Origin of the sequence: Brevundimonas sp. MYb52 (assembly GCF_002979535.1) — a bacterium.
Lineage (GTDB): Bacteria > Pseudomonadota > Alphaproteobacteria > Caulobacterales > Caulobacteraceae > Brevundimonas.
On the sequence record NZ_PCPB01000009.1, the window covers coordinates 76,553 to 100,937 of the forward strand.

General features: G+C 67.1%; 26 protein-coding genes. 21 read left to right on the plus strand and 5 right to left on the minus strand.

Going from position 1 to position 24,385, the window contains the following annotated elements:
- Positions 1-39: 39 nt before the first annotated feature.
- Complete coding sequence (locus tag CQ039_RS11135) at positions 40-1,383, minus strand: ATP-binding protein (protein WP_105563917.1); 1,344 nt, start codon at positions 1,381-1,383, stop codon at positions 40-42.
- A 7-nt stretch (positions 1,384-1,390) separates the two neighbouring features.
- Positions 1,391-2,122, minus strand: coding sequence for a response regulator (locus tag CQ039_RS11140; protein ID WP_105563916.1), 732 nt, complete (start codon positions 2,120-2,122; stop codon positions 1,391-1,393).
- An 89-nt stretch (positions 2,123-2,211) separates the two neighbouring features.
- Here CQ039_RS11140 and CQ039_RS11145 point away from each other — a divergent pair, with 89 nt between their 5' ends.
- Positions 2,212-3,090, plus strand: coding sequence for a branched-chain amino acid aminotransferase (locus CQ039_RS11145; RefSeq protein ID WP_105563915.1), 879 nt, complete (start codon positions 2,212-2,214; stop codon positions 3,088-3,090).
- 40 nt (positions 3,091-3,130) lie between these two features.
- Here the strand turns inward: CQ039_RS11145 and CQ039_RS11150 are convergent, their stop codons facing one another.
- Complete coding sequence (locus CQ039_RS11150; protein WP_105563914.1) at positions 3,131-4,087, minus strand: DUF4349 domain-containing protein; 957 nt, start codon at positions 4,085-4,087, stop codon at positions 3,131-3,133.
- A gap of 187 nt (positions 4,088-4,274) precedes the next feature.
- On the opposite strand from CQ039_RS11150, the gene CQ039_RS11155 reads away from it, so the two are divergent.
- Genes CQ039_RS11155 through CQ039_RS11165 form a run of 3 tightly spaced genes read left to right on the plus strand, consistent with a single transcriptional unit; the run spans position 4,275 to position 6,522 of the window.
- Positions 4,275-5,549: a NupC/NupG family nucleoside CNT transporter gene (locus CQ039_RS11155; protein ID WP_105563913.1), complete on the plus strand. Its 1,275-nt coding sequence runs from the start codon at positions 4,275-4,277 to the stop codon at positions 5,547-5,549.
- Between the two features lie 45 nt (positions 5,550-5,594).
- On the plus strand, positions 5,595-6,212 hold the full coding sequence (locus CQ039_RS11160) for a glutathione S-transferase family protein (RefSeq protein WP_105563912.1): 618 nt from the start codon (positions 5,595-5,597) through the stop codon (positions 6,210-6,212).
- 40 nt (positions 6,213-6,252) lie between these two features.
- A complete protein-coding gene (locus CQ039_RS11165) occupies positions 6,253-6,522 on the plus strand; it encodes a hypothetical protein (protein WP_105563911.1) in 270 nt (89 codons plus the stop codon).
- 5 nt (positions 6,523-6,527) lie between these two features.
- Here CQ039_RS11165 and CQ039_RS11170 read toward each other — a convergent pair whose 3' ends face one another.
- Entirely contained in the window at positions 6,528-6,965 is a 438-nt protein-coding gene (locus CQ039_RS11170) for a PaaI family thioesterase (protein WP_105563910.1), read from the minus strand.
- A gap of 47 nt (positions 6,966-7,012) precedes the next feature.
- Here CQ039_RS11170 and CQ039_RS11175 point away from each other — a divergent pair, with 47 nt between their 5' ends.
- From CQ039_RS11175 to CQ039_RS11255, 17 genes are all read left to right on the plus strand, one after another.
- On the plus strand, positions 7,013-7,333 hold the full coding sequence (locus CQ039_RS11175; RefSeq protein ID WP_105563909.1) for a DUF3253 domain-containing protein: 321 nt from the start codon (positions 7,013-7,015) through the stop codon (positions 7,331-7,333).
- The gene (locus CQ039_RS11180) at positions 7,317-7,922 is read left to right on the plus strand and encodes a uracil-DNA glycosylase family protein (RefSeq protein ID WP_105563908.1); all 606 of its coding nucleotides are present in this window, start codon (positions 7,317-7,319) and stop codon (positions 7,920-7,922) included. The genes CQ039_RS11175 and CQ039_RS11180 overlap by 17 nt, the downstream gene beginning before the upstream one ends.
- The gene (locus CQ039_RS11185) at positions 7,919-8,962 is read left to right on the plus strand and encodes an alpha/beta fold hydrolase (RefSeq protein WP_105563907.1); all 1,044 of its coding nucleotides are present in this window, start codon (positions 7,919-7,921) and stop codon (positions 8,960-8,962) included. The genes CQ039_RS11180 and CQ039_RS11185 overlap by 4 nt, the downstream gene beginning before the upstream one ends.
- A gap of 97 nt (positions 8,963-9,059) precedes the next feature.
- Entirely contained in the window at positions 9,060-10,157 is a 1,098-nt protein-coding gene (locus CQ039_RS11190) for a Glu/Leu/Phe/Val dehydrogenase (RefSeq protein ID WP_105563906.1), read from the plus strand.
- Positions 10,158-10,422: 265 nt separating this feature from the next.
- Positions 10,423-12,060 (plus strand): flagellar basal-body MS-ring/collar protein FliF, encoded by a 1,638-nt coding sequence (gene fliF / locus CQ039_RS11195; protein WP_105563905.1) that lies wholly within the window; start codon positions 10,423-10,425, stop codon positions 12,058-12,060.
- Complete coding sequence (fliG, locus tag CQ039_RS11200; RefSeq protein ID WP_369831556.1) at positions 12,060-13,094, plus strand: flagellar motor switch protein FliG; 1,035 nt, start codon at positions 12,060-12,062, stop codon at positions 13,092-13,094. Before fliF ends, fliG begins: the two co-directional genes overlap by 1 nt.
- Position 13,095: 1 nt before the next feature.
- Complete coding sequence (locus CQ039_RS11205; protein ID WP_105563904.1) at positions 13,096-13,752, plus strand: flagellar assembly protein FlbE; 657 nt, start codon at positions 13,096-13,098, stop codon at positions 13,750-13,752.
- Complete coding sequence (fliN, locus tag CQ039_RS11210) at positions 13,752-14,084, plus strand: flagellar motor switch protein FliN (protein ID WP_105563903.1); 333 nt, start codon at positions 13,752-13,754, stop codon at positions 14,082-14,084. Before CQ039_RS11205 ends, fliN begins: the two co-directional genes overlap by 1 nt.
- Positions 14,085-14,128: 44 nt before the next feature.
- Positions 14,129-15,541 (plus strand): sigma-54-dependent Fis family transcriptional regulator, encoded by a 1,413-nt coding sequence (locus CQ039_RS11215; RefSeq protein ID WP_105563902.1) that lies wholly within the window; start codon positions 14,129-14,131, stop codon positions 15,539-15,541.
- Between the two features lie 4 nt (positions 15,542-15,545).
- Entirely contained in the window at positions 15,546-16,454 is a 909-nt protein-coding gene (gene bla, locus CQ039_RS11220) for a class A beta-lactamase (protein WP_105563901.1), read from the plus strand.
- A gap of 68 nt (positions 16,455-16,522) precedes the next feature.
- Positions 16,523-18,601, plus strand: coding sequence for a flagellar biosynthesis protein FlhA (flhA, locus tag CQ039_RS11225; protein ID WP_233190256.1), 2,079 nt, complete (start codon positions 16,523-16,525; stop codon positions 18,599-18,601).
- A gap of 55 nt (positions 18,602-18,656) precedes the next feature.
- On the plus strand, positions 18,657-20,189 hold the full coding sequence (locus tag CQ039_RS11230) for a CHASE3 domain-containing protein (protein WP_105563899.1): 1,533 nt from the start codon (positions 18,657-18,659) through the stop codon (positions 20,187-20,189).
- Positions 20,186-20,608, plus strand: a complete 423-nt coding sequence (locus CQ039_RS11235) for a response regulator (protein WP_105563898.1) — start codon at positions 20,186-20,188, stop codon at positions 20,606-20,608. Before CQ039_RS11230 ends, CQ039_RS11235 begins: the two co-directional genes overlap by 4 nt.
- Positions 20,605-21,648 (plus strand): sensor histidine kinase, encoded by a 1,044-nt coding sequence (locus CQ039_RS11240; protein ID WP_105563897.1) that lies wholly within the window; start codon positions 20,605-20,607, stop codon positions 21,646-21,648. The genes CQ039_RS11235 and CQ039_RS11240 overlap by 4 nt, the downstream gene beginning before the upstream one ends.
- A 39-nt stretch (positions 21,649-21,687) precedes the next feature.
- The gene (locus CQ039_RS11245) at positions 21,688-22,134 is read left to right on the plus strand and encodes an NUDIX domain-containing protein (protein WP_105563896.1); all 447 of its coding nucleotides are present in this window, start codon (positions 21,688-21,690) and stop codon (positions 22,132-22,134) included.
- 75 nt (positions 22,135-22,209) lie between these two features.
- On the plus strand, positions 22,210-22,392 hold the full coding sequence (locus CQ039_RS11250; RefSeq protein WP_105563895.1) for a CsbD family protein: 183 nt from the start codon (positions 22,210-22,212) through the stop codon (positions 22,390-22,392).
- A 254-nt stretch (positions 22,393-22,646) separates the two neighbouring features.
- Entirely contained in the window at positions 22,647-23,831 is a 1,185-nt protein-coding gene (locus CQ039_RS11255; protein ID WP_233190251.1) for a hypothetical protein, read from the plus strand.
- Between the two features lie 27 nt (positions 23,832-23,858).
- Here CQ039_RS11255 and CQ039_RS11260 read toward each other — a convergent pair whose 3' ends face one another.
- Entirely contained in the window at positions 23,859-24,362 is a 504-nt protein-coding gene (locus CQ039_RS11260) for a hypothetical protein (protein ID WP_105563893.1), read from the minus strand.
- Positions 24,363-24,385 lie beyond the last annotated feature (23 nt).

Genomic DNA, 24,385 nt, shown 5'->3' on the forward strand with positions numbered 1-24,385 from the left:
GGCGATGATTTTACAGTCACGCCAGAGGGGCGCGGCGATTTATCCGGGCAGGCGGATCGAGGCCTTCAGTCCGCCCAGATCGCTGCGGCTCAGGGTGATGTCGCCGCCGTGGCCGCGCGCCACGTCGCGGGCGATAGCCAGGCCCAGGCCGACGCCCTTGCTGTTCTGATTGCGCGAGGCGTCCAGCCGGGAAAAGGGTCGGAAGGCTTCCTCATGCATGTCGTCGGGGATGCCCGGCCCGTCGTCCTCGACCGCGATCTCCAGCCCGCCCGAGGGCAGGGGGCGGGCCGACAGGCGCACGTGCTCGCCGTGGACGGCGGCGTTGCCGGCCAGATTGTTCAGGGCGCGGCGGAAGGCGAGGGGGCGCAGCATGGCGTCCAGGTCGTCCGGCGCCTCGACCGTGACCTCGGCTCCGGCCCGACGGGCGTCCTCGGCCGCGCGGCGCAGCATTTCGGGCACGGAGATCGACTGCATGGCTTCGCCGGCCTCGCCGCGCGCGAAGGCCAGATACTCGTCGATCATGTGCTCCATCTCGTCCAGATCGCCCTTCATCGCCTCGGCGCGTTTAAAGGGCGGGGCCAGGGCCAGTTCCAGCCGCAGGCGGGTCAGGGGCGTGCGCAGGTCGTGGCTGACCGAGGCCAGCAGGGCCGTGCGCTGGTCGATGTGGCGCTGGATGCGGCCGCGCATGTCCAGGAAGGCGCTGGCGGCGGCCCGCACCTCGCGTGCGCCGTGCGGTTTGAAGCGCGGCACGCTTTCGCCCCGACCGAAGGCTTCGGCGGCGTCGGCCAGCCGCTCGATGGCCCGCACCTGATTGCGGATGAACAGGACCGCCACGCCCAGCAGCAGGACGGTCGCGATGGTCAGCCACAGGACGAAGATATGAGCCTGGGTCGCTACGGCCCGTTCGCGCGGGGCGATGATGCGCAGCACGCCTCCCGGCTCCTGCACGCGAATGTCGACATAGGCGGGATAGCGGGTGGTGTCGTACCAGAAGGGCTGGTCCAGTCGCGAGGACAGGGCCTTCTCAAGGACGCGGTCGACTACGCCGATGGCCCCGCGCCGCTGCTCCTCGGGCAGGACCGCACCGTCCTGAAACGCGATCGACAATTGCATCGACCGTTCGGCCCGGTCGGCGATGACGGCCAGGTTCTGCGCCGTCGGCTGGTCGCGATAGCTTTCGGCCGCCCAGGCGACGTCCCCGGCGAGGCCCTCGGACAGGCGCGCGGTCACGGCCTGCCAGTGGGCGTCGAAAAAGGCCCAGGTCACGGCCCCCTGCATGATCAGCACCGGCAGGACGATGATCAGCAGCGAACGGCCCCATAGCGAGGTCGGCAGGCGGCGCTTGATCATCCGCGCCCAGAGGGGAAGGGGCAGCAGCCTCATGACCGGATCAGTCCGGGGCCAGCATATAGCCCACGCCGCGCACGGTCTGCAGATAGCGCGGGTTCTTGGGGTCGGCTTCCAGCTTGCGGCGCAGGCGCGTCACCTGCACGTCCACCGCGCGGCCGGTGATGTCGGCTGTGTCGGGCGACAGGTTCATGCGCTCGACCGGCGAATGGGCGTGGATGGCCAGGGTTTTCAGCAGTTGCGCCTCGGCTTCGGTCAGGCGCTGCAACTCGCCGTCGCGGGTCAGCTCCAGCCGCTCCATGTCGAACACCGCCGGTCCCATGCGGATCTCGCGCGGGGTCATGGGCTTGCCGCCGGTGCGGCGCAGGATGGCCTCGACCCGCAGCGCCAACTCACGCGGATCAAAGGGCTTGGACATATAGTCGTCGGCCCCGCGCGACAGGCCCTCGATGCGGTCGTTCGGATCGCCCTTGGCCGTCAGCAGCAGGACCGGGGTCTTGGACAGCGAGGCCTGGCTGCGAATCCAGCTGGTCAGGTCGAAGCCGCTCTCGCCCGGCATCATGACGTCCAGCACGATCAGGTCGAACTCGATCAGTTCGACCAGCCGCCGCGCCGCGCCCGCGTGGGCGGCGCCGGTGACGCGATAGCCCTCGCGCGCCAGGAACTCTTTGAGCAGTTCGCGGATTCTGTCGTCGTCGTCGACGACCAGCAGGTGACGGCCGGCGCCGGGAGCAGCGATGGGGCCGGAGCGGCCGTTCGAGCGCGTATCAGTCATGTCTTAGGCGATCCTGCCGAACGCAAAGGCGTTGACGGCGGCGGGAGAGAAGAGTGTAACCGGACCACATCCCGAGGAGACGTTATTCAATGGCCTTCGTTCCTTTCGACGATCGTGACGGCTGGATCTGGTTTGACGGCGCGTTCGTGCCCTGGAGGGACGCGAAAACGCACGTTCTGACCCATGGCCTTCACTACGGCTCGTCGGTGTTCGAGGGTGAGCGTATGTATGGCGGCGAAATCTTCAAGCTGACGGCGCACAGCCAACGGCTGAAGCGCTCGGCCGAGCTGCTGGACTTCGACATTCCCTACAGCGTGGCCGAGATCGACGCCGCCTGCAAGGAAACCTGTGAAAAGAACGGCCTGACGGACTGCTACATCCGTCCCGTCGCCTATCTGGGCGCCGAACAGCTCAGCGTCTCGTCGCTGAACAGCAAGGTTCACCTGGCCATCGCCGCCTGGGAGTGGCCCAGCTATTTCGACCCCGAGGTCAAGAAGAAGGGCATCCGTCTGGAGTGGGCCAAGTGGCGTCGCCCTGACCCCGCCACCGCCCCCTCGACGGCCAAGGCCGGCGGCCTCTACATGATCTGCACCATGTCCAAGACGGCGGCCGAGAAGCGCGGCTATGCCGACGCCATGATGCTGGACTGGCGCGGCTATGTGGCCGAAGCCACCGGCGCCAACGTCTTCTTCGTCCAGAACGGCGCCCTGCACACCCCGCGCGTCGATCACATCCTGGACGGCATCACCCGCCAGACCGTGATCGAGATGGCCCAGGCCAAGGGCATCGAGGTGGTGATCCGCGACATCCTGCCGGAAGAGCTGGCGGACTTCTCGGAATGCTTCCTCACCGGCTCGGCCGCCGAGGTCACACCGGTCAGCGAGATCGGCGACTATCGCTTCACGCCGGGCGAGCTGTCGCTGACCCTGATGGACGACTACGGCAAGCTGGTCCGCGGCCAGCTCTGACCCCCCCTCCCCATGCAATGGGGAGGAAAGAAAAGTGCGATCAGGCGGAGGGGTCACCCTCCGCCTTTTTCTTGCGCGCCGCCTCGGCGGCCCGGCGCTGCGCCCCGCGTTTCTGACGCCAGCGCCACCCCAGCCACGCCAGAGGCGCGATCACCAGCAGCAGGGGCAGGGCGCCGGCCAGCAGCATGATCAAGGCGCCCAGGGTCGACATGAACAGATAGGCCGCCTGGCCCAGGGCGTCGGTCACGGGGCGCAGGGCGCTGTCGGGCGCCAACTGCCCCGCCGCGCGATAGGTCACGTCCAGCCTCGACGTCTGCACCCGCGTCCGCATGACTGTAAGCGCCGAACGCGTGGCATCCAGTTCGCCCTGCACCCGCGCCAGTTCGCGCTCAACCTGCAGCAGTTGTTCCAGTGGTCCGCTGCGCGTGGCCAGAAGCTGTTGCAGCCGATCGCGCAGGGTCTCCATCGCCCGCATCCGCGCCTCGGTGTCGACCAGTTGCCGGGTCAGATCCTCGCTCTCGACCGACTGTTGGGCCACGCGCCCGCCCGCGCCCCTGGCCTCGCCGTCCAGCGCCGCGCGGAAGCGGGCGACGTAGGCGGGCGTAGCGCGCATCTCCAGGCTGGCCTCGACGGAATCGCGACCGACCCGGCTGGAGTTGGAACCGATCACCTGGCAGGCCGACGCGCCGGCGGCGATGCAGGCTTGTTCGTGCTTCGCCATCAGGCTGGTCGCCGCCTCTGCCGGCAGTTCCAGTCCGAAACGATAGGCATAGGCGATGCTGGGGGCGACATTGGGGGCGGTGCTAGGCGCGACGACCGGCGTGGCGCCGCTGCCGGGCCCCGACGGCGCGGAGGCGGCGGCGTCCATGACAGGTGCGGCTGGCGCCGCTTCCATCAGTTCGACGTCCACCGACTCGTCGGCGTATTGACGCGATCCCTCCTGGCATCCTGCGAGCAGGGCGCTCGCCGCCGCCGCTCCGATCAGTGCCTTGCGCATTCGACCTCTCCCCGTTGATGACGCAACGGTGATTGGCTGCTCGCATAACGGCGAAGTTTAGACTGAGGCGAGGCTTTGGCGCGGCAGGACGCCGCATGCGCACTTGACCAGAAGCCGCGCGGTAGCGTTCAAGCAGATTTTAAAGGCGGCTCTCGGCCGTCGGTCGCTCGTGGAGCCGCCTTTTCCCATGTTCAGCCTTCTGAACCTGCAGAGCCTTCTCGGCCTGGTCGTCATCATCGCCGTTTGCTGGGGCCTGTCCGAGAACCGCAAGCTCTTCCCCTGGCGGCTGGCCATTGGTGCGGTGCTGGTGCAGGCGGCGCTGATCCTGGCGACGTTCGCCATTCCCGGATCGCAGGTGGTGCTGGACGGCGTGAACAACGCCGTGAAGGGGCTGGAGGTGGCGACCGAAGAGGGGACCAAGTTCGTCTTCGGCTATCTGGCAGGCGGAGACCAACCCTACGCCGTGGCCAATGAAGGGGCGCTGTTCACCTTCGCCTTCAAGGTCCTGCCGCTGATCTTGGTGATCTCGGCCCTGTCGGCTCTGCTGTGGCACTGGAAGATCCTGAAGTGGATCACCCTGGGCTTCGGCTTTGTGTTCCAGAAGACCATGGGCCTGGGCGGCGCCTCGGCCCTGGCGGTTGCGGCCAATGTCTTCCTGGGCATGATCGAAAGCCCCATCGTCATCCGGGCCTATCTGGACAAGCTGACCCGTTCGGAAGTCTTTCTGATGATGGTGGTCGGCCTGGCCACTGTCGCCGGTTCGACCATGGTGGCCTACGCCACCATCCTGGCCCCGGTGCTGACCAATGCGGCAGGCCACGTTCTGGTCGCCTCCATCGTCTCGGCCCCGGCCGGCGTCCTGCTGGCCCGCGTCATCATCCCGGAGAAGCCGGGCGAGGGCGGGGCGGTCGCCGACTACAACTCGGCGCTGAAATACGACAGCGCCGTCGACGCCATCGTCAAGGGCACCTCGGATGGCCTGATGGTGGTGCTGAACATCTCGGCCGTGCTGATCGTCTTTGTGGCCCTGGTGGCCCTGGCCAACGTCATGCTGGGCGCCTTCTGGATCGGCGGCGAGCCGCTGAGCGTCGAACGTGTCCTGGGCGTCGTCTTCTCGCCGCTCGCCTGGCTGATCGGGGTGGAGTGGGCCGATGCGCAGAAGGCCGGCTGGCTGCTGGGGGTCAAGCTGACCCTGACCGAGTTCGTCGCCTTCATCAAACTGGGTGCGGTGCCGGATGGCGAGATGACCGAGCGCACCCGGATGCTGATGACCTATGCCCTGTGCGGTTTCGCGAACATCGGCTCGGTCGGCATTACCGTCACTGGCCTGTCGGTGCTGATGCCCGAGCGCCGCGAGGAAGTTCTGGGCCTGGTATGGAAGGCCCTGCTAGCGGGCTTCCTGGCCACGCTGATGACCGCCTGCATCGTCGGGGCCATGCCGGCCTCCGTGTTCGGCCAGTAACAACGCTCTGGCCATTAATCCTGATCTGGACCGGGGGACCGTCCGATGAAGCTCTACACCTCCTATCGCGCGCCCAATCCGCGCCGGGTCCGTTGGGTCATGGCCGAGAAGGGCGTCGACAACGTCGAGTTCGTCGAGATCGACCTGCTGTCCGGTCAGCACCGCACGGCGGAATATCGCGCCAAGGTCGGCGTGCCGCACGTCCCGGCGCTGGAACTGGACGACGGGACCTGCATCTCCGAATCCATCGCCATCTGCCGCTATCTGGAAGCCCTGAACCCGGAGCCGAACCTGTTCGGTCACGATCCCCAGGAACAGGCCCTGATCGAGATGTGGACCCGACGCTGCGAGATCTATCTGGCCAATCCCATGATGCTGAACGTGCGTTTCAGTCACCCGGCCCTGGCCGCGCTGGAGGCCCCTCAGCCGCAGGTGGCTGAATACAGCCGCGTCGGCGCCGAGAAGTTCATGCGCCTTCTGGACCGTCAACTGGCCGAGCATGAGTTCATCGCCGCCGACCGCTTCACCATAGCCGACATCGTGGCGGCGGTCGGTCTGGACTTCGCCCGACTGGTCAAATACCGCCCGCCGGAAGAGTTCACCCATCTGGCCCGCTGGCTCGAGGCCTGCCGCGCCCGCCCGGCGGCGAAGGCGGGCGTCTAAAGGCTTTTCGACCCCTGTTCGTCATGCCAAGCTGTGCGGCATGAACAGAGCTGTCACCATCACCCTTGTCCTCGGTCTCGCCGTATCGGCCGCCGCCTGCACGGAAAGCCGGCGCGCGCGCAATGACGCGACCTTCAGCGACCGCCCGGCCGACATCACCTGCTGGAGCTATGGCGTCGAAACCTTCAAGGGCCGTTCGACCGGCAAGGTCGAATACAATGACGGCGGCCGCATCGCCTTCGTGGACGCCGCAAACGGCCGTTACACCACGGTTGATGGCGAATGCCGCGTGGTTTACGCCGCCAAGTAGGGGCCTCAGTCTCGCGGCGTGAACTTGCGGATCACGCCCGAGAAGGTCATCAGCAGCCGCTCGCCCGTGTTGATCTGACCGCGGACGAAGATCAGGCTCTTGCCCGCCTTGGTGACCTGGCCCGTGGCCTCGATCAGTTCGCCCACATAGGCGCCGTCGATGAAGGTGGAATCCAGCTGCACCGTCACGCCGGACGCGCCCTCCATCTCCTGATAGGCGATCTGGAACATGGCGATGTCGGCGAAGGTCATCAGGCAGCCGCCATGCATCCGGCCGCCGAAATTCATGTGCTTCTGCTCGGCGCGGAAGGCGCAGCGCATCGACCCGTCGGGATCGGGCTTGCGGTAGAAGGGGCCGACCGTGGAATCGAAGGTGGTGTCCGTCACCTCATAGGTTTCCCAGCCAGCGAACTCGCCTTCCGATACCGTGATCCTGCCAACCATGCCGATTACGCCTTCTTTCTGATCTCGCGCTGCAGCATATAGGCGCAATGAGCGATCCAATCGAAGCGGCCATTTTTGAAAAACTGGCCAAGGCCGACCCCAAGAACGTCGGCGGCAAGAGCATTGAACCCTCGGATGTGGCCAAAGAGCTGCAGCCCGAGCAGTGGCAGCGGATGCTGCCCAAGGTGCGCGCGGTCGCGCTTGGCCTGATGCGTCAGGGCAAGCTGACCATCACCAAGAAGGGCAAGGCGGTCGACCCGAACGCCTTCAAGGGCGTGATCCGCCTGCGCCTGCCGACCGAGGCCGAGACGGCCGCGGCGCTGGCGGCCCTGCCGCCGGTCGAAGCCTCGGATGACGACTTCGACTGAACCGGAAAACGGCCTGGATGAGCTCCTGGCCGAGATCCGCGCCTGCCGGGCGTGCCTGGGGCAGTTGCCCCACACGCCGCGCCCGGTGGTCATGCTTGCGCCCGAAACCCGCCTGCTGATCTGTGGTCAGGCGCCGGGACGAAGGGTGCATGAAAGCGGTCTGCCCTTTACCGATCCGTCCGGCGACCGCCTGCGCGACTGGCTGGGCGTGGACGAGGCGACCTTCTACGGCGATCCGCGTCTGGGCGTTGCGGCCCAGGCCTTCTGTTTTCCCGGCACCGATCCAAAAGGCGGCGACTATCCCCCGCCGCGCCGCTGCGCCGAGCTGTGGCGGCCCCGCCTGCTGGCCGAACTGCCCAATGTCGAGCTGACCCTGCTGGTCGGCGGCTACGCCCAGGCCTGGGCGCTGGGCGAGCGGGCCAAGGCCAATATGACCGAAACCGTCCGCGCCTGGCGCGACTATGCCCCCGCCGTCCTGCCCCTGCCGCACCCCTCATGGCGCAATACCGCCTGGCTGAAGAAAAACCCGTGGTTTGAAGCCGAGGTTCTGCCCTACCTTCGCCAGAGGACAGCGGAGATTCTGGCGTGACCCTTTGGCGTAGCGGACTGACGGCAGGCCTTCTGGCCCTTTCCCTCGCCTTGTCCGCCTGCGCCACGCCGCATCTGCAAGGACCGGAAACGCCGCCGGTCGGCTTCAACGGTCCGCGCATCGAAGCTGGAACCCTGGGGCGCGGCGCCTTTGTCGTTCAGGACGGGGCGCGTCTGCCCTACCTGCGCTGGTCGCCGGAGGGTCAGCCGCCCTGGGCCGTCATCGTCGCCCTGCACGGCTTCAACGACCACTACGCCTCCTTCCGCCTGGCCGGGCCGTGGTGGGCGACGCGCGGCATCGAGACCTGGGCCTATGACCAGCGTGGTTTCGGCCTGTCGCCCCATCGCGGCGAGTTCGCGCCAGAGAGCCTGACGAGCGCCGACCTGCACACCATCGTGTCTCTTGTCCGCGCCGAGCGCCCTAACGCCCTGATCGTGGTGGCGGGGGAAAGCATGGGCGGGTCTTCGACCATCGCCGCCTTCGGAGGCGAGGCCCCGCCAGACGCCGACCGGGTGATCCTGCTGGCCCCCGGCGTCTGGGGCTGGTCCAGCCAGAGCCCGTTCAACCGCGCAGGTCTCTGGGCCGCCGCCCGGCTGATGGGCGACAAGGCGGTCGAGCCGCCGGCCTTCGCTGTCCGTAACATCCGCGCTTCGGACAATACCCTGGAACTGATCCGCAACGGGCGTGATCCGCTCAGCATCATCTCCACCCGCTTTGATTCCATGCACGGTCTGGTCGATCTGATGGAGGCGGCGTCCGTGCGTCTCGGCGCGGTCGAGAAGCCGACCCTGCTGCTCTACGGCGCCCACGACCAGATCGTGCGCAAGGGGCCGATGCGGCTGGCGCTGGAACGCGCGGGCGAGCGCCCCAATCTGCGCACGGCCTATTATCCGAACGGCTGGCACATCCTGAACCGCGACCTGCAGGGCGAGGTCGTCTATCGCGACGTCGAGGCCTGGCTGCGCGACGCCGCCGCGCCCCTGCCGTCCGGGGCCGCCCCGGTTCTGCCGGCGCTGCGGGCCGATCCCAAGGCGCGCTGATCCCGCCTTTTCCTGACGTGAAACCGACACGCTTGCTCTGTAGGCGGGCGCGGCGTATCTCCTCGCGCAATAAAAAATACCCCAGGAAAGGCCTGTCATGGGCAAGACGCTGTTTGATTCCCCCTCTTTCGCGAACCATGAAGGCGTCCACGCCTTCCACGACGAGAAAACCGGCCTGAAGGCCATCGTCGCAGTTCACTCCACCGCGCGCGGCCCCGCCGTCGGCGGCACCCGCATGTGGAACTACGCTTCGTCGGCCGAAGCGCTCGAAGACGTCCTGCGCCTGTCCAAGGGCATGAGCTACAAGAACGCCGTGGCTGATCTGGAAATGGGCGGCGGCAAGTCGGTCATCATCGGCGACAGCCGCACCCAGAAGTCGCCGGAACTGTTCCGCGCCTTCGGTCGCGCCCTGAATGGCTTGGGCGGCCACTACTACGCCGCCGAAGACGTCGGCACCTCGGTCGAGGACATCGCCGAAGCCCGCAAGGTCACCGAATACGTTCTGGGCCTGAAGGACGGCCCGGAAGCCTCGGGCGACCCCAGCCCGGTCACCGCCGAGGGCGTGTTCCGCTCGAACCTGGTCGTGGCCCGTCGCCTGTTCAATCAGAACGACATGACCGGCCTGACTGTGGCCCTGCAGGGCGTGGGTCACGTCGGCGCCTATCTGGCTGAGATGCTGCACAAGGCCGGCGCCAAGCTGATCATCACCGACGTCAACCAGGCCAACCTAGAAGCCGTCGCCGCCAAGACCGGCGCCGAGATCGTCTCGCCCGACGCCATCTATGACGTCGCCGCCGACATCTATGCGCCCTGCGCCCTGGGCGCGACGCTGAACCTGCAGACCCTGGACCGTCTCAAGGTCAAGGCCGTCTGCGGCGCCGCCAACAACCAGCTGGCCACCGCCGACATCGGCGACGAGCTGTTCCGTCGCGGCGTGCTTTACGCCCCTGACTACGTCGTCAACGGCGGCGGCATCATCAACGTCGCCTCGGAAATGAATGCTCGCCAGTCGGGCGGCGCCTATGACGCCTCGTGGGTCGAAGGCAAGCTGTCGCGCCTGATGGAGACCTTCGAGGAAATCCTCGAGCGTTCGGCCTCCGAGAACAAGCCGACCCATCTGATCGCCGACGCCATCGCCGAAGCCCGCATCAGTGCGGCGGCGGACCAGAAGGCCGAACTGCTCAAGGCGGCTTAATTACTTTCTCCCTCCCCTTCATGGGGAGGGTGGCTGAGCCCGCAGGGCGAGGCCGGGTGGGGGCGGCGTGTCGAAAGATGCGCCGCCTTCTGCTTGTCGGCCCTCCCCACCCGGTCGCTTCGCGACCACCCTCCCCATGAAGGGGAGGGAGAGACGACCCGGATTCCCTTAATCTTTAACGCATCTTAACGCCGCGTTTACCATCCAGGCGGCAGTTTCTGCCTAGCGGGATCAGTTCGACCCGCCAGTGGATGGGCGGGGACGCGTGGGCGGCTTCACGGCGGCGTTGCAGAAGTTCGGTATCGGCCGTCTGGCCGCAGTGCTTGGCGTCGCCGCGGGCGTGGCCGCCGTGCTGGTCGCCGTCATGCTGCGTGTGGGCCAGGCTCCTGACGCCTTGCTCTATTCCAACCTCGACCTGCGCGAAGCCTCCGAGATCAGCGCCGCCCTGGATCAGGCCGGCATCAAATATTCGTCCAAGGGCGACGGCTCGACCATTTTCGTCAGCCGCGACGAGGTCGGCACGGCGCGCCTGATGCTGGCGGGCAAGGGGCTCGTGACCTCGGGCAGCGTCGGCTACGAGATTTTCGACAACCAGTCGGTTCTGGGCCAGACCGAGTTCCAGCAGAACCTGAACGAGCAGCGCGCTCTGCAAGGCGAGTTGTCGCGCACCATCATGTCGATGCGCGGCATCACCTCGGCCCGCGTCCACATCACCATGCCGCGCCGCGAAATGTTCCAGGCCGCCGCTACCGACCCGACCGCCGCCGTGGTTGTGGGTGTCGGTGGTCGCGACCTCAGCGGCGATCAGGTTCGCGCCATCCGCAATGTCGTCGCCTCGTCGGTGCCGAACCTGAAGCCGGACAAGGTCACGGTCACGGACCAGTCCAACCGCACCCTGGCGGCGGGTTCGGAAGACACAGGCTTCACCTCGGCCAACGCCGAGGCCGCCAAGGCCACGACCGAGTCCCAGCTGCAGACCCGCATCAAGGACATCGTCGAGGGCGTCGTCGGCGCCGGCGCGGCCCGCGTCCAGGTCACCGCCGATATCGACCACAGCCGCTCGACCACCCAGGAACAGAAGTTCGATCCCGACGGCCAGGTCGTCCGCTCGACCTCGACCAACGGCTCGCAGTCGCAGGACACCACGGGTCAGGCCGATGGCGGCGTCACCGCCACCAACAACATCCCCGGCGGCGCGGCCCCGAACACCACGCCGGTCGGCTCGACCAACTCGGAAAACACCGAGACGACCAACTACGAGATCTCCAACACCACCACCACGACGGTCAAGGAACCGGGCGAGGTCAAGAAGCTGTCGGTCTCGGTCGCCGTGGACGGCAAATACACTCCCGCCGCCGATGGTAAGGGCGAGCCGACCTACGCCCCGCGCACCGCCGAAGAAGTGCAGCAGATCAAGACCCTGGTCGCCGCCGCCGTCGGCATCGACGAGACGCGCGGCGACAAGATCGAGGTGGTCAATGTCCGCTTCAACCGCGAGCCCTCGGCTGCGCCGGGCGCGGACGAAGGCTCGTCGATGTTCAACTTCGACAAGAACGACATCATGCGCGGCGTCGAGCTGCTGGTGCTGGTGATCACCGGCTTCCTGCTGATCTTCTTCGTCGTGCGGCCGCTGCTGAAGGCGGCGACGGGCGGGGCGACGACGCCCGCCCTGGTCGGCGCCAACGGCCTGCCGGTCACGCCGCTGGACACCCAGTTGGTCGGCGGGGTTCTGCCGGGCCAGCCCCAGATGCTGGCTGGTCCCAGCGAGATGGATCAACGCCTCGACATCGCCCGTATCGAGGGCCAGGTGAAGGCTTCCTCGATCAAGAAGGTCGCCGACTTCGTGGACACCCACCCCGAGGAATCGACGGCGATCCTCCGCTCCTGGGTGCATGAAAGCTAATGACCCGTCTGGTGAGCAAAAAGGGCGCGATCGACGATATTCGCAAGCTGTCGGGGCCTGAAAAGGCGGCCGTGGTCCTGCTGTCGCTGGGCGAAGAGCACACCATCCTGTGGCAGCAACTCGACGAGGAGGAGATCAAGGAGGTCTCCCAGGCCATGGCCGGCCTCGGCACCGTGGCGGCTCAGGTGGTCGAGGAAGTCCTGGTCGAATTCGTCTCGGGCATCGGCGGCGCGGGCGCCCTGATGGGCAGCTACGAGCAGACCCAGCGCCTGCTGGCCTCCTTCATGCCCGGCGACCGCGTCGACGCCCTGATGGAGGAAATCCGCGGCCCCGCCGGTCGGACCATGTGGGACAAGCTCGGCAATGTGAACGAGGCGGTCCTCGCCAACTACCTGAAGAACGAATATCCGCAGACGGTCGCGGTGGTCCTGTCCAAGGTCAAGCCCGACCACGCCTCGCGCGTCTTGACGGCCCTGCCGGAAGACTTCGCTCTGGAATGCGTCCAGCGCATGCTGCGCATGGAGCCGGTGCAGCGCGACATCCTCGACAAGATCGAGCAGACCCTGCGCACCGAGTTCATGTCCAACCTGGCGCGGACCTCCAAGCGCGACAGCCATGAACTGATGGCCGACATCTTCAACAGCTTCGACCGCCAGACCGAGGCCCGCTTCATCGGCGCCCTGGAGGAACGCAGCCGCGATTCCGCCGAGCGCATTCGCTCGCTGATGTTCGTCTTCGAGGACCTGTCCAAGCTGGACCCCGGCGGCGTGCAGACCCTGCTGCGCGCGGTCGAGAAGGATCAACTGGGCCTGGCGCTGAAGGGCGCCTCGGAATCCCTGCGCGACATGTTCTTCTCCAACATGTCCGAGCGCGCCTCGAAGATCATGCGCGAGGACATGGAGTCGATGGGCCCTGTGCGCCTCAAGGACGTCGACGCCGCCCAGATGACCATGGTCCAGGTGGCCAAGGACCTGGCCGCGCGCGGCGACATCATGCTGGCCGGCCAGAGCGGCGACGACGAGTTGATCTACTGACATGACCGGCATCCCCTCCACCGCGCGCCCCTTTATCTTCGACACCGAGTTCGACGCTTCGGGCGATGTCGTGCGGCCCTCGGCCTGGCAGCCGGTGAAGCGATCCTTCGCCCCGGCCGAGGTCGACGCCCTGGTCGCTCAGGCCCGTCTGGAAGCGCGTCAGCAGGCCCTGGCCGAGGTCGAGGCCCTGCGCGCCGACGCCCTGTCGACCCTGGCCCAGCACGCCGCCCATGCGGCGGGCGCGCTGAGCACCATCGCCGAGGCCCATCGTCGCCAGTCGGCCGAGCTGTCGGTCGCCGCTGCTCGCGTTCTGGCCTCCGCCGCCTTCGACCGTTTTCCGCGACGCCCGCTGGAAGCCGCCATCGAACAACTGGGGCAGGAGATCGACGCCTCGCCGCGCCTGCTGGTCCGCGCCTCCGGCCTGGACGAGGCGACCCGCGCCCATGTCGAGGCCCTGTGCGCCGACGCCGGCTTCACCGGCCTGATCGCCTTCCGCGAGGACGCGGGCGCGCCAGCGGCCGCCTTCGCTCTGGAATGGGCTGACGGCCGTGCCGAGTTTGATCCCGAGGGCGTCGCCGCCCGTGTCTCCGCCGCCCTGGAGGCCGCGCTCGCGGCCGAGGCCGGTCATGCTGAATCCCTCGACAGGAGCGCCTTCTGATGGCCACCGACGATCTCGCCCTGGAAGAGTTCGGCGACTCCACCGCTCTGAACATCGCTGACGAGGGCGGCGACAAATCGGCCGCCGACCTGGCCACCGTCTTCGACGTCCCGGTCAACATCTCGGCCGTCCTGGGCAAGGCCCACATGTCGGTCGCCCAGTTGCTGAAGCTGAACCGCGGCAGCGTGCTGGAGCTGGACCGCAAGGTCGGCGAGGCCATCGACATCTTCGTCAACAACCGTCTGGTCGCGCGCGGGGAGGTCGTCGTCGTCGAGGATCGCCTGGGCGTGACCATGACGGAAATCATCAAGACCGAGGACTCGGGCGCCTGATCGGCTGCCTGGTTTTCGTAGTAGCGATCTAGAGGAGAAGACCCATGCGGCTTCTGGTGGTTGGCAGGCTCAGCGGACAGCTGGCGACGGCGGTGAAGATGGCCATGGCGCACGGCGCCAAGGTCCAGCACGTCGAGCGCGCCGATCAGGCGACGGAGCAACTGCGGCGCGGGCAGGGGGCCGACCTGATGATGGTCGACTACCGCATCGACATCGCCGCCCTGATCGCCGCCAACGAGGTCGAGCGCATCCATGTGCCGATCGTGGCCTGCGGCGTGGACGCCGACGCCCGCGAAGCCGCCGACGCCATCCGCGCCGGGGCCAAGGAGTTCATCCCCCTGCCGCCCGAGGCGGACCTGATCGCCGCCGTCCTGTCGGCCGTGGCCGACGATGAGCGCCCGATGATTTCGGCCGACCCGGCGATGAAGGCCGTCATCGGCCTGGCCGATCAGGTGGCGCGCTCGGAAGCCTCCATCCTGATCACCGGTGAAAGCGGCGTCGGCAAGGAGGTGATGGCCCGTCACCTGCACACCGGGTCCAAGCGCGCCGACAAGCCCTTCATCAGCGTCAACTGCGCCGCCATTCCCGACAACCTGCTGGAATCCGAGTTGTTCGGCCACGAGAAGGGCGCCTTCACCGGCGCCGTGGCCCGCCGCATCGGCAAGTTCGAGGAGGCCGACGGCGGCACGCTTCTGCTGGACGAAATCAGCGAGATGGACGCCCGCCTGCAGGCCAAGCTGCTGCGCGCCATTCAGGAACGGGTGATCGACCGCGTCGGCGGCTCCAAGCCCGTGCCGGTCAATATCCGCATCATCGCCACCTCGAACCGCGACCTGGCCAAGGCCGTGGCCGAGGGGACGTTCCGCGAAGACCTGCTGTATCGCCTGAACGTCGTGAACCTGCGCCTGCCGAGCTTGCGCGAACGTCCAGGCGACATCGCCGTCCTGTGCGACCACTTCATCCGCAAATACGCCGCCGCCAACGGCGTGTCGCCGCGCCCGATCTCGGTCGAGGCCCGCCGCGCCCTGGCCGGCCACCGCTGGCCCGGCAACGTGCGGGAACTGGAAAACGCCATGCACCGCGCCGTCCTGCTGGCGACGGGGCCTGAGATCGACGTGGACGCCATCCGCCTGCCGGACGGCCGCCCCCTGCTGGAAGGCGGCTCGACGGCCCCGTCGCCGACCGCCTCGGTCTATGACGCGGGCGTCGCCGGCCACGCGGCCCAGATGGCCGACGCCATGACCCGCAGCTTCGTCGGTCAGACCGTGGCCGAGATGGAAAAGACCCTGATCCTCGACACCCTGAACCATTGCCTCGGCAACCGCACCCATGCGGCCAACATCCTGGGCATCTCGATCCGCACCCTGCGCAACAAGCTGAACGAATACGCCGACGACGGCACGGCCATCCCCGCCCCGCAATCGGGCGTCGCCGCCGCCTATGGCGCGGCGGGCTAGGGCCATGCGCGCCGACCGCCGGACGGTTCTGCTGGGCGCCGGGGCGCTGGCGCTGGCCGCCTGCTCGCGCGAGGTGAAGTCGGCTGAGACCGATCTGGACGCCGACATCGCGGCGGATGACGGCACGGTCGATCTGGACCTGTCGGATCTGGAAGCCCGCCACGGCGGCCGTCTGGGCCTGGCCGTCGCCTCGGGCGGTGTGAATGCGGCTTGGCGCGGCGACGAGCGCTTCGTCTATTGCTCGACCTTCAAGATGTATCTGGCCGCCGCCACCCTGTTGCGCGTCCAGGCGGGGCAGGAGCGGCTGGATCGCGCCGTCGCCATCACCGCCGCCGACATGATCAACCACGCTCCGACCACGGAAAAGGCGGTCGGTTCGACCCTGACGGTCGAGCAGTTGATGCAGGCCACGGTCGAGCTGAGCGACAATCCCGCCGCCAACATCCTGATCCGCGAGATGGGCGGCCTGGAGACCCTGCGCGCCTTCTATCGCGGCATCGGCGACGACAGCACCCGCGTCGACCGTCTCGAGCCCGAGATGAACCGCGCCGACGGCGACAAGGACACCATCACCCCGATCCAGTCGGTGCAGAACATCAGCCGCCTGCTGGTCTCGCCCGACACCCCGCTGAACGCGGCGTCCAAGGCCCTGCTGATGCGCTGGATGACCCAGACGCCGACGGGGCAGGGCCGCATCAAGGCGGGCGTCCCTGCGGGCTGGACCGTGGCGCACAAGACCGGCACCGGCGGCTATGGCCCGACCAACGACATCGGCCTGATCCAGCCGCCTACCGGCGCTCCGGTGGTCATCGCCGTCTATTTCCACGCCACGCGGGAGTCGACGGACGCCCAGCGCGAAGCGGTCATCGCCGACGCCACCCGTCTGGCGCTCAGGGCGCTGGGCCATGGCTGAGACCACGCGAATCCTGTCATCAGGCGGGATGATCTTCGTCCGCCGCCATGGTTGATGCGCCGATCCTGATGAAGGACGGCTACGCGCGCCCCACCGGGCGCGATGCGCTCGGCTGGCTGCTGCGCGGCGATGTGGGGCTGGCGGTCGGCGTGATCGCGGTCATCATGCTGCTGATTTTGCCGATCCCGAAGATGCTTCTGGATCTGCTGCTGGCGATCTCGCTGGTGTCCAGCGTGCTGATCCTGATGACGGCCGTGATGATGAAGCGGCCGCTGGACTTCGCCATCTTCCCCACGGTCCTGCTGGTTTCGACCCTGTATCGACTGGGGCTCAACCTGGCCTCGACGCGCCTGATCCTGACCCACGGTCAGGAAGGCCACGACAGCGCCGGTCAGGTCATCAACGCCTTCGGCGAGCTGATGATGGGCGGCAACTTCATCATCGGGGTGATCATCTTCGCCATCATCCTGGTGGTGAACTTCGTCGTCATCACCAAGGGTTCGACCCGTATCGCCGAGGTCTCGGCCCGCTTCACCCTGGACTCCATGCCGGGCAAGCAGATGGCTATCGACGCCGACCTGTCGTCGGGCCTGATCACCGAGGACCAGGCCAAGCTGCGCCGCAAGGAGCTGGAACAGGAATCCACCTTCTTCGGGGCCATGGACGGTGCGTCCAAGTTCGTGCGCGGCGACGCCGTGGCGGGCCTGATCATCACCTTCATCAACGCCATCGGCGGCCTGCTGATCGGGGTGACGCAGCACGGCATGCCGGTGGGCGAGGCGGCCAACACCTATGTCCAGCTGACCGTCGGCGACGGTCTGGTGACCCAGATCCCGGCCATCATCGTCTCGGTCGCCGCCGGCTTCCTGGTGTCGAAGGCGGGCGTTGAAGGTTCGGCCGACAAGGCCCTGGTCAGCCAGTTGGCCAGCAACCCGGTCAGCCTGGGCGTGGTCTCCGGCGCGGCGGGCCTGATTGGCCTGATCCCCGGCATGCCGCTGATCCCCTTCGCCGCCCTGGCCCTGGGCTCGGGCTTCATGGCGTGGAAGCTGGGCCGCGACCGCCTCAAACCGGCGCCGGTCGAGGTCGTCGACGCCAAGCCCAAGGAGGACGTCGAGGAGCCGATCTCGACCGCCCTGACCATCGACGAGGTCAAGATCGAGCTGGGCTACGCCCTGCTGTCGCTGATCAACGACCTGGAAGGCCGCCGCCTGACCGATCAGATCCGCGCCCTGCGCCGCTCGCTGGCCCAGGAGTATGGTTTCGTCATGCCCAGCGTGCGCATCCTCGACAACATGCGCCTGCCCAATCAGGGCTACGCCATCCGCATCAAGGAGATGGAGGCCGGGGCCGGCGAGGTGCGTCTGTCGTCCCTGATGGCCATGGACCCGGCGGGGCGTCAGGTCGAACTGCCCGGCGAGCACACGCGCGAGCCCGCCTTCGGCCTGCCCGCCACCTGGATCGACGAATCCCTGCGCGAGGAAGCCACCTTCCGCGGCTACACCCTGGTCGATCCCTCGACGGTGCTGACCACGCATCTGACCGAGATCCTCAAGGAGAACATGGCCGAGCTGCTGTCCTACGCCGAGGTGCAGAAGCTGCTCAACGAACTGAACGGCGAAGAGAAGAAGCTGGTCGAGGAACTGATCCCCGGCGTGGTCACCGTCACCACCCTGCAGCGCGTGCTGCAGAGCCTGCTGCGCGAGAAGGTCTCGATCCGCGACCTGCCCGCCATTCTCGAAGGTTTGGCCGAGGCCGCGCCCCACACCACCAGCGTCACCACCCTGGTCGAGCATGTCCGCACCCGCCTGGCGCGTCAGCTGTGCTGGGCCAACCGCGGCGACGACGGCGCCCTGCCGATCGTCACCCTGTCGCCGGACTGGGAACAGGCCTTCGCCGAGAGCCTGATCGGTCCCGGCGAGGACAAGCAACTGGCCATGGCTCCCAGCCGTCTTCAGGATTTCATCCGGGGGGTGCGCGACACCTTCGAGCGCGCCGCCATGGCGGGGGAGAACCCGGTCTTGCTGACCGGGCCGCAGGTTCGCCCCTATGTCCGCTCCATCATCGAGCGTTTCCGCGGTCAGACCGTGGTGATGAGCCAGAACGAAGTCCATCCCAAGGCGCGGCTGCGTACGGTCGGCACGGTCTGATCGACTTCGAGGTTAACGACTGGACTCAAGGGGTTGGGTCGATAAGCTGGCGTCCATGAAACGAATTCGGCCGGCCCTGCGGACCCTTGGCGCCTTTCTGCGCACGCCGACCCTCAGTCGTTCGATCATCGCCCTTCTGGCGCTGGCCATCCTGCTGCTGCTGGCGGTGAACGCGGCCACCTTCGTCATGATCCAGCGGACCACGGCCTATAACGACACGGTCGATCACAGCCAGCAGGTCCGGCTGGCGGCCAAGGACATGCTCAGCCTTCTGGTCGACGCCGAAACCGGCCAGCGCGGCTTCATGCTGACAGCGCGGCCCGAGTATCTGAGCGTGCACGCCAGGGCCGTGGCCGAACTGCCCGGCGTCTTGTCCAGGCTCGACGATCTGACCGACGGCGACCCGGAGCTGACCCCCCGTCTGAGCCGCGTCCGGGGGCTGTATCAGCAGCGGATGACCCTGATGGACAACACCATCGCCCTGACCCGCATGGGTCGGATTGGCGAGGCGGTGTCACTGATCCGCAGCGGTCAGGGCAAGGCCCTGATGGATCAGATGCGGGTCGAGCTGACCGCCATTGATGCGATCGAGGCCCGGCGTCTGGTTGAGCGCACGCGACAGTCCGAGCGCGCCTCGGCGGTGACCGTGTCGGTCAACGCCCTGGCCGCCGTCCTGATCCTGATCCTGGCGGGCATCAGCGTCTGGCTGGTGCGGCGTTATGTCGAGGAGATCGAGGCGGCCCATCTGGAACTGGATCGGGTCAACGCCGGGCTGGAAAATCAGGTCCTCGACCGCACCGCCGAGCTGACCCGCGCCAACGAGGAAATCCAGCGCTTCGCCTATATCGTCAGCCATGACCTGCGGTCGCCGCTGGTCAACGTCATGGGCTATACCTCTGAGCTGGAGCAGGTTGGCAAGATCTTTGACCATCAGTTGACCTCCCTGGCTCGGACCCACCCCGACGCTATCGAGCCCGAAGCGATCCGGGCCGTACGCGAGGACGTTCCAGAGGCCGTCGGCTTCATCCGCGCCTCGACCGCCAAGATGGACCGGCTGATCAACGCCATCCTCAAGCTATCGCGCGAAGGCCGCCGAGCCCTGGTTCCCGAGATCCTGCCCATGACCGACCTGGTCCAGTCCATTGCTGACAGTCTGCACCATCAGGCCAGCGAGGCCGGCGGCGAGATCGTCGTGCATGACCTGCCCGCGTTGGAAAGCGATCGGCTGTCGATCGAGCAGATTTTCGGCAACCTGCTCGACAATGCGGTCAAGTATCGAGAGCCGGGCCGACCCATCCGGATCATGGTCGAGGGCGAGACGGCTGACGACGGACGGCTTCAATATCGCATCACTGACAATGGGCGCGGCGTGTCTGAGCGCGACCATGAACGTATCTTCGAACTGTTCCGCCGCGCTGGGAAACAGGACCTGCCGGGCGAGGGCCTGGGTCTGGCCTTTGTGCGTAACAGCGTGCGTCGTCTGGGGGGCGTCATCACCCTGGAGTCCGAGCTGGGACAAGGCTCGACATTCCATCTGAAATTCCCCACACGCTTGATCGTGCCGGGGGAAGCGGGAGACAATCTATGAGCCATTCCGTGAAGATCGTCATGGTCGAGGATGACCACGGCCACGCCAAGCTCATCGAAAAGAACATCCGCCGCGCCAACATCGCCAACGACATCGTTCACTTCGATCACGGCGACGCCGCGCTGGACTATCTGTTCAGCGACGAGGTTCGCGCCCACGGCCCGCTGCTGATCCTGCTGGACCTCAACCTGCCGGACATGTCGGGCACCGACATTCTGGAGAAGGTGAAGTCGGACGAGCGCCTGCGCCGCGCCCCCGTCGTCATCCTGACCACGACCGATGACAAGGTGGAAATCCAGCGTTGCTACGATCTGGGCTGCAACGTCTACATCACCAAGCCGGTGGACTATGAAGCCTTCGCTGGCGCCATCCAGCAACTGGGTCTCTTCCTGTCCGTCATGCAGGCGCCCGAGATTTGAGCGCCGCGATCCGCCTACTCTACATCGACGATGACCGCGGCCTGTCGCGGCTGGTCCAGAAGGAGCTGGGCCGTCACGGTTATGACGTGACCTGCGCCCCCGACGCCGACGCCGGCTACGCCGCCCTGCAGGCGGGTGTGTTCGACGTCTGCGCCCTGGACCACTACATGCCGGGCCGGGAGGGCCTGGACGTCCTGCCCGACATTCTGGACCTGCCCAGTCCGCCGCCGGTGGTCTATGTCACCGGGGCCCAGGACGGGCGCATCGCCGTGGCCGCCCTGCGCGCCGGCGCCGCCGACTATGTCATCAAGGACGTGTCCGAGGACTTCACCGCCCTGCTGCGCTCGGCGATCGAGGACGCCCTGCTGCGCCGTCGTCTGGAACGCGAGAACGAGCTGGCCCAGGAAGAGGTCCGTCTGGCCCGCGACCGCGCCGAGGCCATGCTACGCGAGGTCAATCACCGCGTCGGCAACTCGCTGCAACTGGTGTCCAGCTTCATCTCCCTGCAATTGCGCCAACTGGCCGACGAGGGCGCACGTTCGGCCCTGCGCGAGGCCCAGGTGCGGATCGAGGCCGTGGCCCACGTCCACCGCCGCCTCTACACCTCGTCGGACCTCGCCACCGTGGCCATGGACGAGTACCTGATCGGTCTGGTCGAGGAACTGGGCAAGTCGGTCGGGCCCGGCGCGGGAGGGGACGAGACCTCGCCGCGCCTCACCCTGCGCGCGGAGCCCATGCGGGTGACCACGGATCAGGCCGTTTCCCTGGGCGTCATCGTCACCGAACTGGTCACCAACGCTGTCAAATACGCCTATGCGCCGGGCGAGGGCGGCGAGATCCGCGTGGTGCTGGAAACGGCCGCCGAAGGGCGGGCCATGTTGACCGTTGAGGATGACGGGCCGGGTCTAGGCGACGGCGCCCCCAAGGGCACTGGCCTGGGTTCCAAGATCGTGTCCGCCATGGCTGGCGGCCTGCGCTCGACGGTCGAGTTCGACGCCGATCATCCTGGCGTGCGGGCGCAACTGGTCTTTGATCTTTAGGTCTTTCGCATCGGCGTGACCGCGCGTTAGTCTGCGTCAATGAAGCTTCAGTTTGGAACGGCCCGTCCGGGCCTCGACTACCTCCACCGCCCTGCCGCCTTTGGTCTGGTTGAACAGGATGGCAAGTTGGCCTGCGTGCGCGTCGACCGCGGCGAGGGCAGCTATTTCGACCTGCCCGGCGGCGCCGTCGATGGCGAGGAAAGCGAGCAGCAGGCCCTGGTGCGCGAGTTCGCCGAGGAAACCGGACTGATCGTCCAGCCCGAGGACCGCCTGGTCGAAGCCGCCCAGTATTTCCAGCGCACCGACGGTTCGCCCGTCAACAACGCCGGCGGTTTCTGGACCGTGCGCCTGGCCGGTTTCGACGCCACGACCCAGTGCGAGGCCGATCACGAACTGGTCTGGCTGGACCCGCTGGAAGCCGTCTCTCGCCTGCGCCACGAAGCCCACGCCTGGGCCGTGGCCAAGTGGCTGCGCTCACGAATTTAGGGAACCGCCCCTGCGGCGAATGGTTGTTTCTGTCGAAGCGTCGTCAGTCCGACGGCGTCAGCACAGAGGGTTCCCATGCCTGATCATGACCGTGTCGAAGGCGCCGCCAGGAACATCGGCGGCAAGATCAAGGAAGCCGCCGGCAAGCTGACCGGCGATGAAAAGCTGAAAGCCGAAGGCCGCGCCGATCAGGTCGCCGGCAAGGTCCAGAACGCCGTCGGCGGCCTCAAGGACACCCTGCGCGACAAGCGTAACTAGCCTCCGTTTGCACCGATCAGGCCGTCGCTCCCGGTGGGGGCGGCGGCCTTTTCATGTTCGCTCTAGTGCCTGCGTCAGTCGCGGCGAAAGGGTCTGCGGGGCGCTTTTTATTGCCAAGCTTTATGAAGCCTCTAGGCTGACCGTCATGTGAAGTGTCGGGATGGGGTTGGGCCATGGTGCCGCGTCGATCTGTTTTGTTGGCGGCCGCCGGTCTGGGGTTTGCCCATGGGGCGCCGGCGATTTCACAGGAAGCCTTGTCGAGCAATGATCGCTTCTACGCCGAGGGACGCTACCTGCCGACCTATCTGGAGCTGAAGGCGAAGGCGGAAGCCGGGGATGAGGCGGCGCGCCAGATGCTGAGCCAGTTCGCGTCCTTTTTGGGCGACGAAGCCACCGCCGTCGGGATGATGGAACGCCCCCCGCATCCTTCGCTCGCTCGTCCTGATCTCGATGACGCCGTGGCGCGCGATGCGATTGAGGCCATCGTGGAGGCCGCGCGCGACACGCGTATCGTCATACTCAACGAGGCCCATAATGTGTCGGGCCATCGCGCCTTCGCCGCTCGGGTGATGCGCGCGCTGCTCCCGCTCGGGTATGACTGGTTCGCGGCGGAGACCTTTACATCGCCGCAGCCTGACCCCCATGTCCGGATAAGCAGCTACGTCAGGGGCGCGCCGTTTCTGTCCAGCTACGGCTACTACACCCATGATCCCGTCTTCGCTGAAATGGTCCGGGAAGCGGCGCGGCTCGGCTATCGCTTTGCGGACTATGAGCAACGTTTCGATCAGAACGCGCCTGACGACGCCGACGGCGCATTGCGTATCGCCGCTCGGGAAGAGGCCCAGGCCGACAACCTGATCGCCAACATCCTGTCCGGCCATCCCGAAGCGCGCGTCTTTGTCTTTGTCGGCTACAGCCATGCGCTTGAGAAGCCGGGCCGAGGCGGAACATGGTTCGCCGCGCGTCTCAAGGCCAAGACCGGCATTGATCCGCTGACGATCGAGCAGTCGATGAACTGGCCGGCGATCGCGTCTGAAAACGATGCGCCGCATGTGGCGGCTGTTCTGGACCGTTTTGCGCCTGACAGGCCCATCGTGGTGTCGCGAGCGGGCGAGATCGTGGCTTCGCCCGCCTATGTCGGAAAGATGGATCTTTCGGTCTTTCATCCCCGCATGGCGCCGGTCGCGGGTCGTCCCGGCTGGCTGGCGGCGGATCCTGAGCGCCGACGCGTCGCGATTTCGGTCCCGCCTCTGGACGAACTGGCGCTGGTGCAGGCCCTGCCCCTGCAGGAGGGGACGGCAGGGCCGCCCGCCGACCACTATCTGCTGACGTCGGGCGCGGCAGAGGCGACGTTCTTCCTCCATCCCGGTCGCTATTTCTTCCGACAGGAGACGGCGGTGGGCATCAGGCCGGCCTTCGGCGTTATGAGCGTCGACTAGGTTTCGTCGCAGCGACCCCAGCAGGCCTCAGTCGCCGCCCAGGCGAATGCGCAAGCCGTCCGCTTCACGCGCTTCGCCTGGCGCCGGTCGGCACTCGCTGTTGAAGGCGATGGCTCCGCTGGCGGTGCGTTGCGGTCGGTTGTCGCAAACCTTTTCCAGTGGCGTCGGCGCGCCCAGGGCCGCGACGGGTCGAGGTCCGCACTGCATGGCGTAGCCGTTGGCAGCCGTGCCGGGGGTGCAGTTCTCCAGCGCCTTCGATGGACGCAGGGCCTCGGGCAACTGGTCTCCCATGGCGGCGGCCAGCGTCACCCGCACTCGGGCCTGGCAATGCTCCAGCGGTTCGTCCTTGCGGATGAAGGGGCTGCATTGCGACCGCTCCCAGCCATAGGCATCGGCCAGGGCGTGGGCGGGCAGGACCGGCGCCGGCGCCGCCTCGACGACCTCTTCGACGGGGGCGGGCGGATCGTCGGACCAAACCACGCTGGGCGCGGCCTGTTGCAATACCAAGGCGAAGAGCAGAGCCGTCGTCATCGCGTCCCTCCTGGATCAGGGCC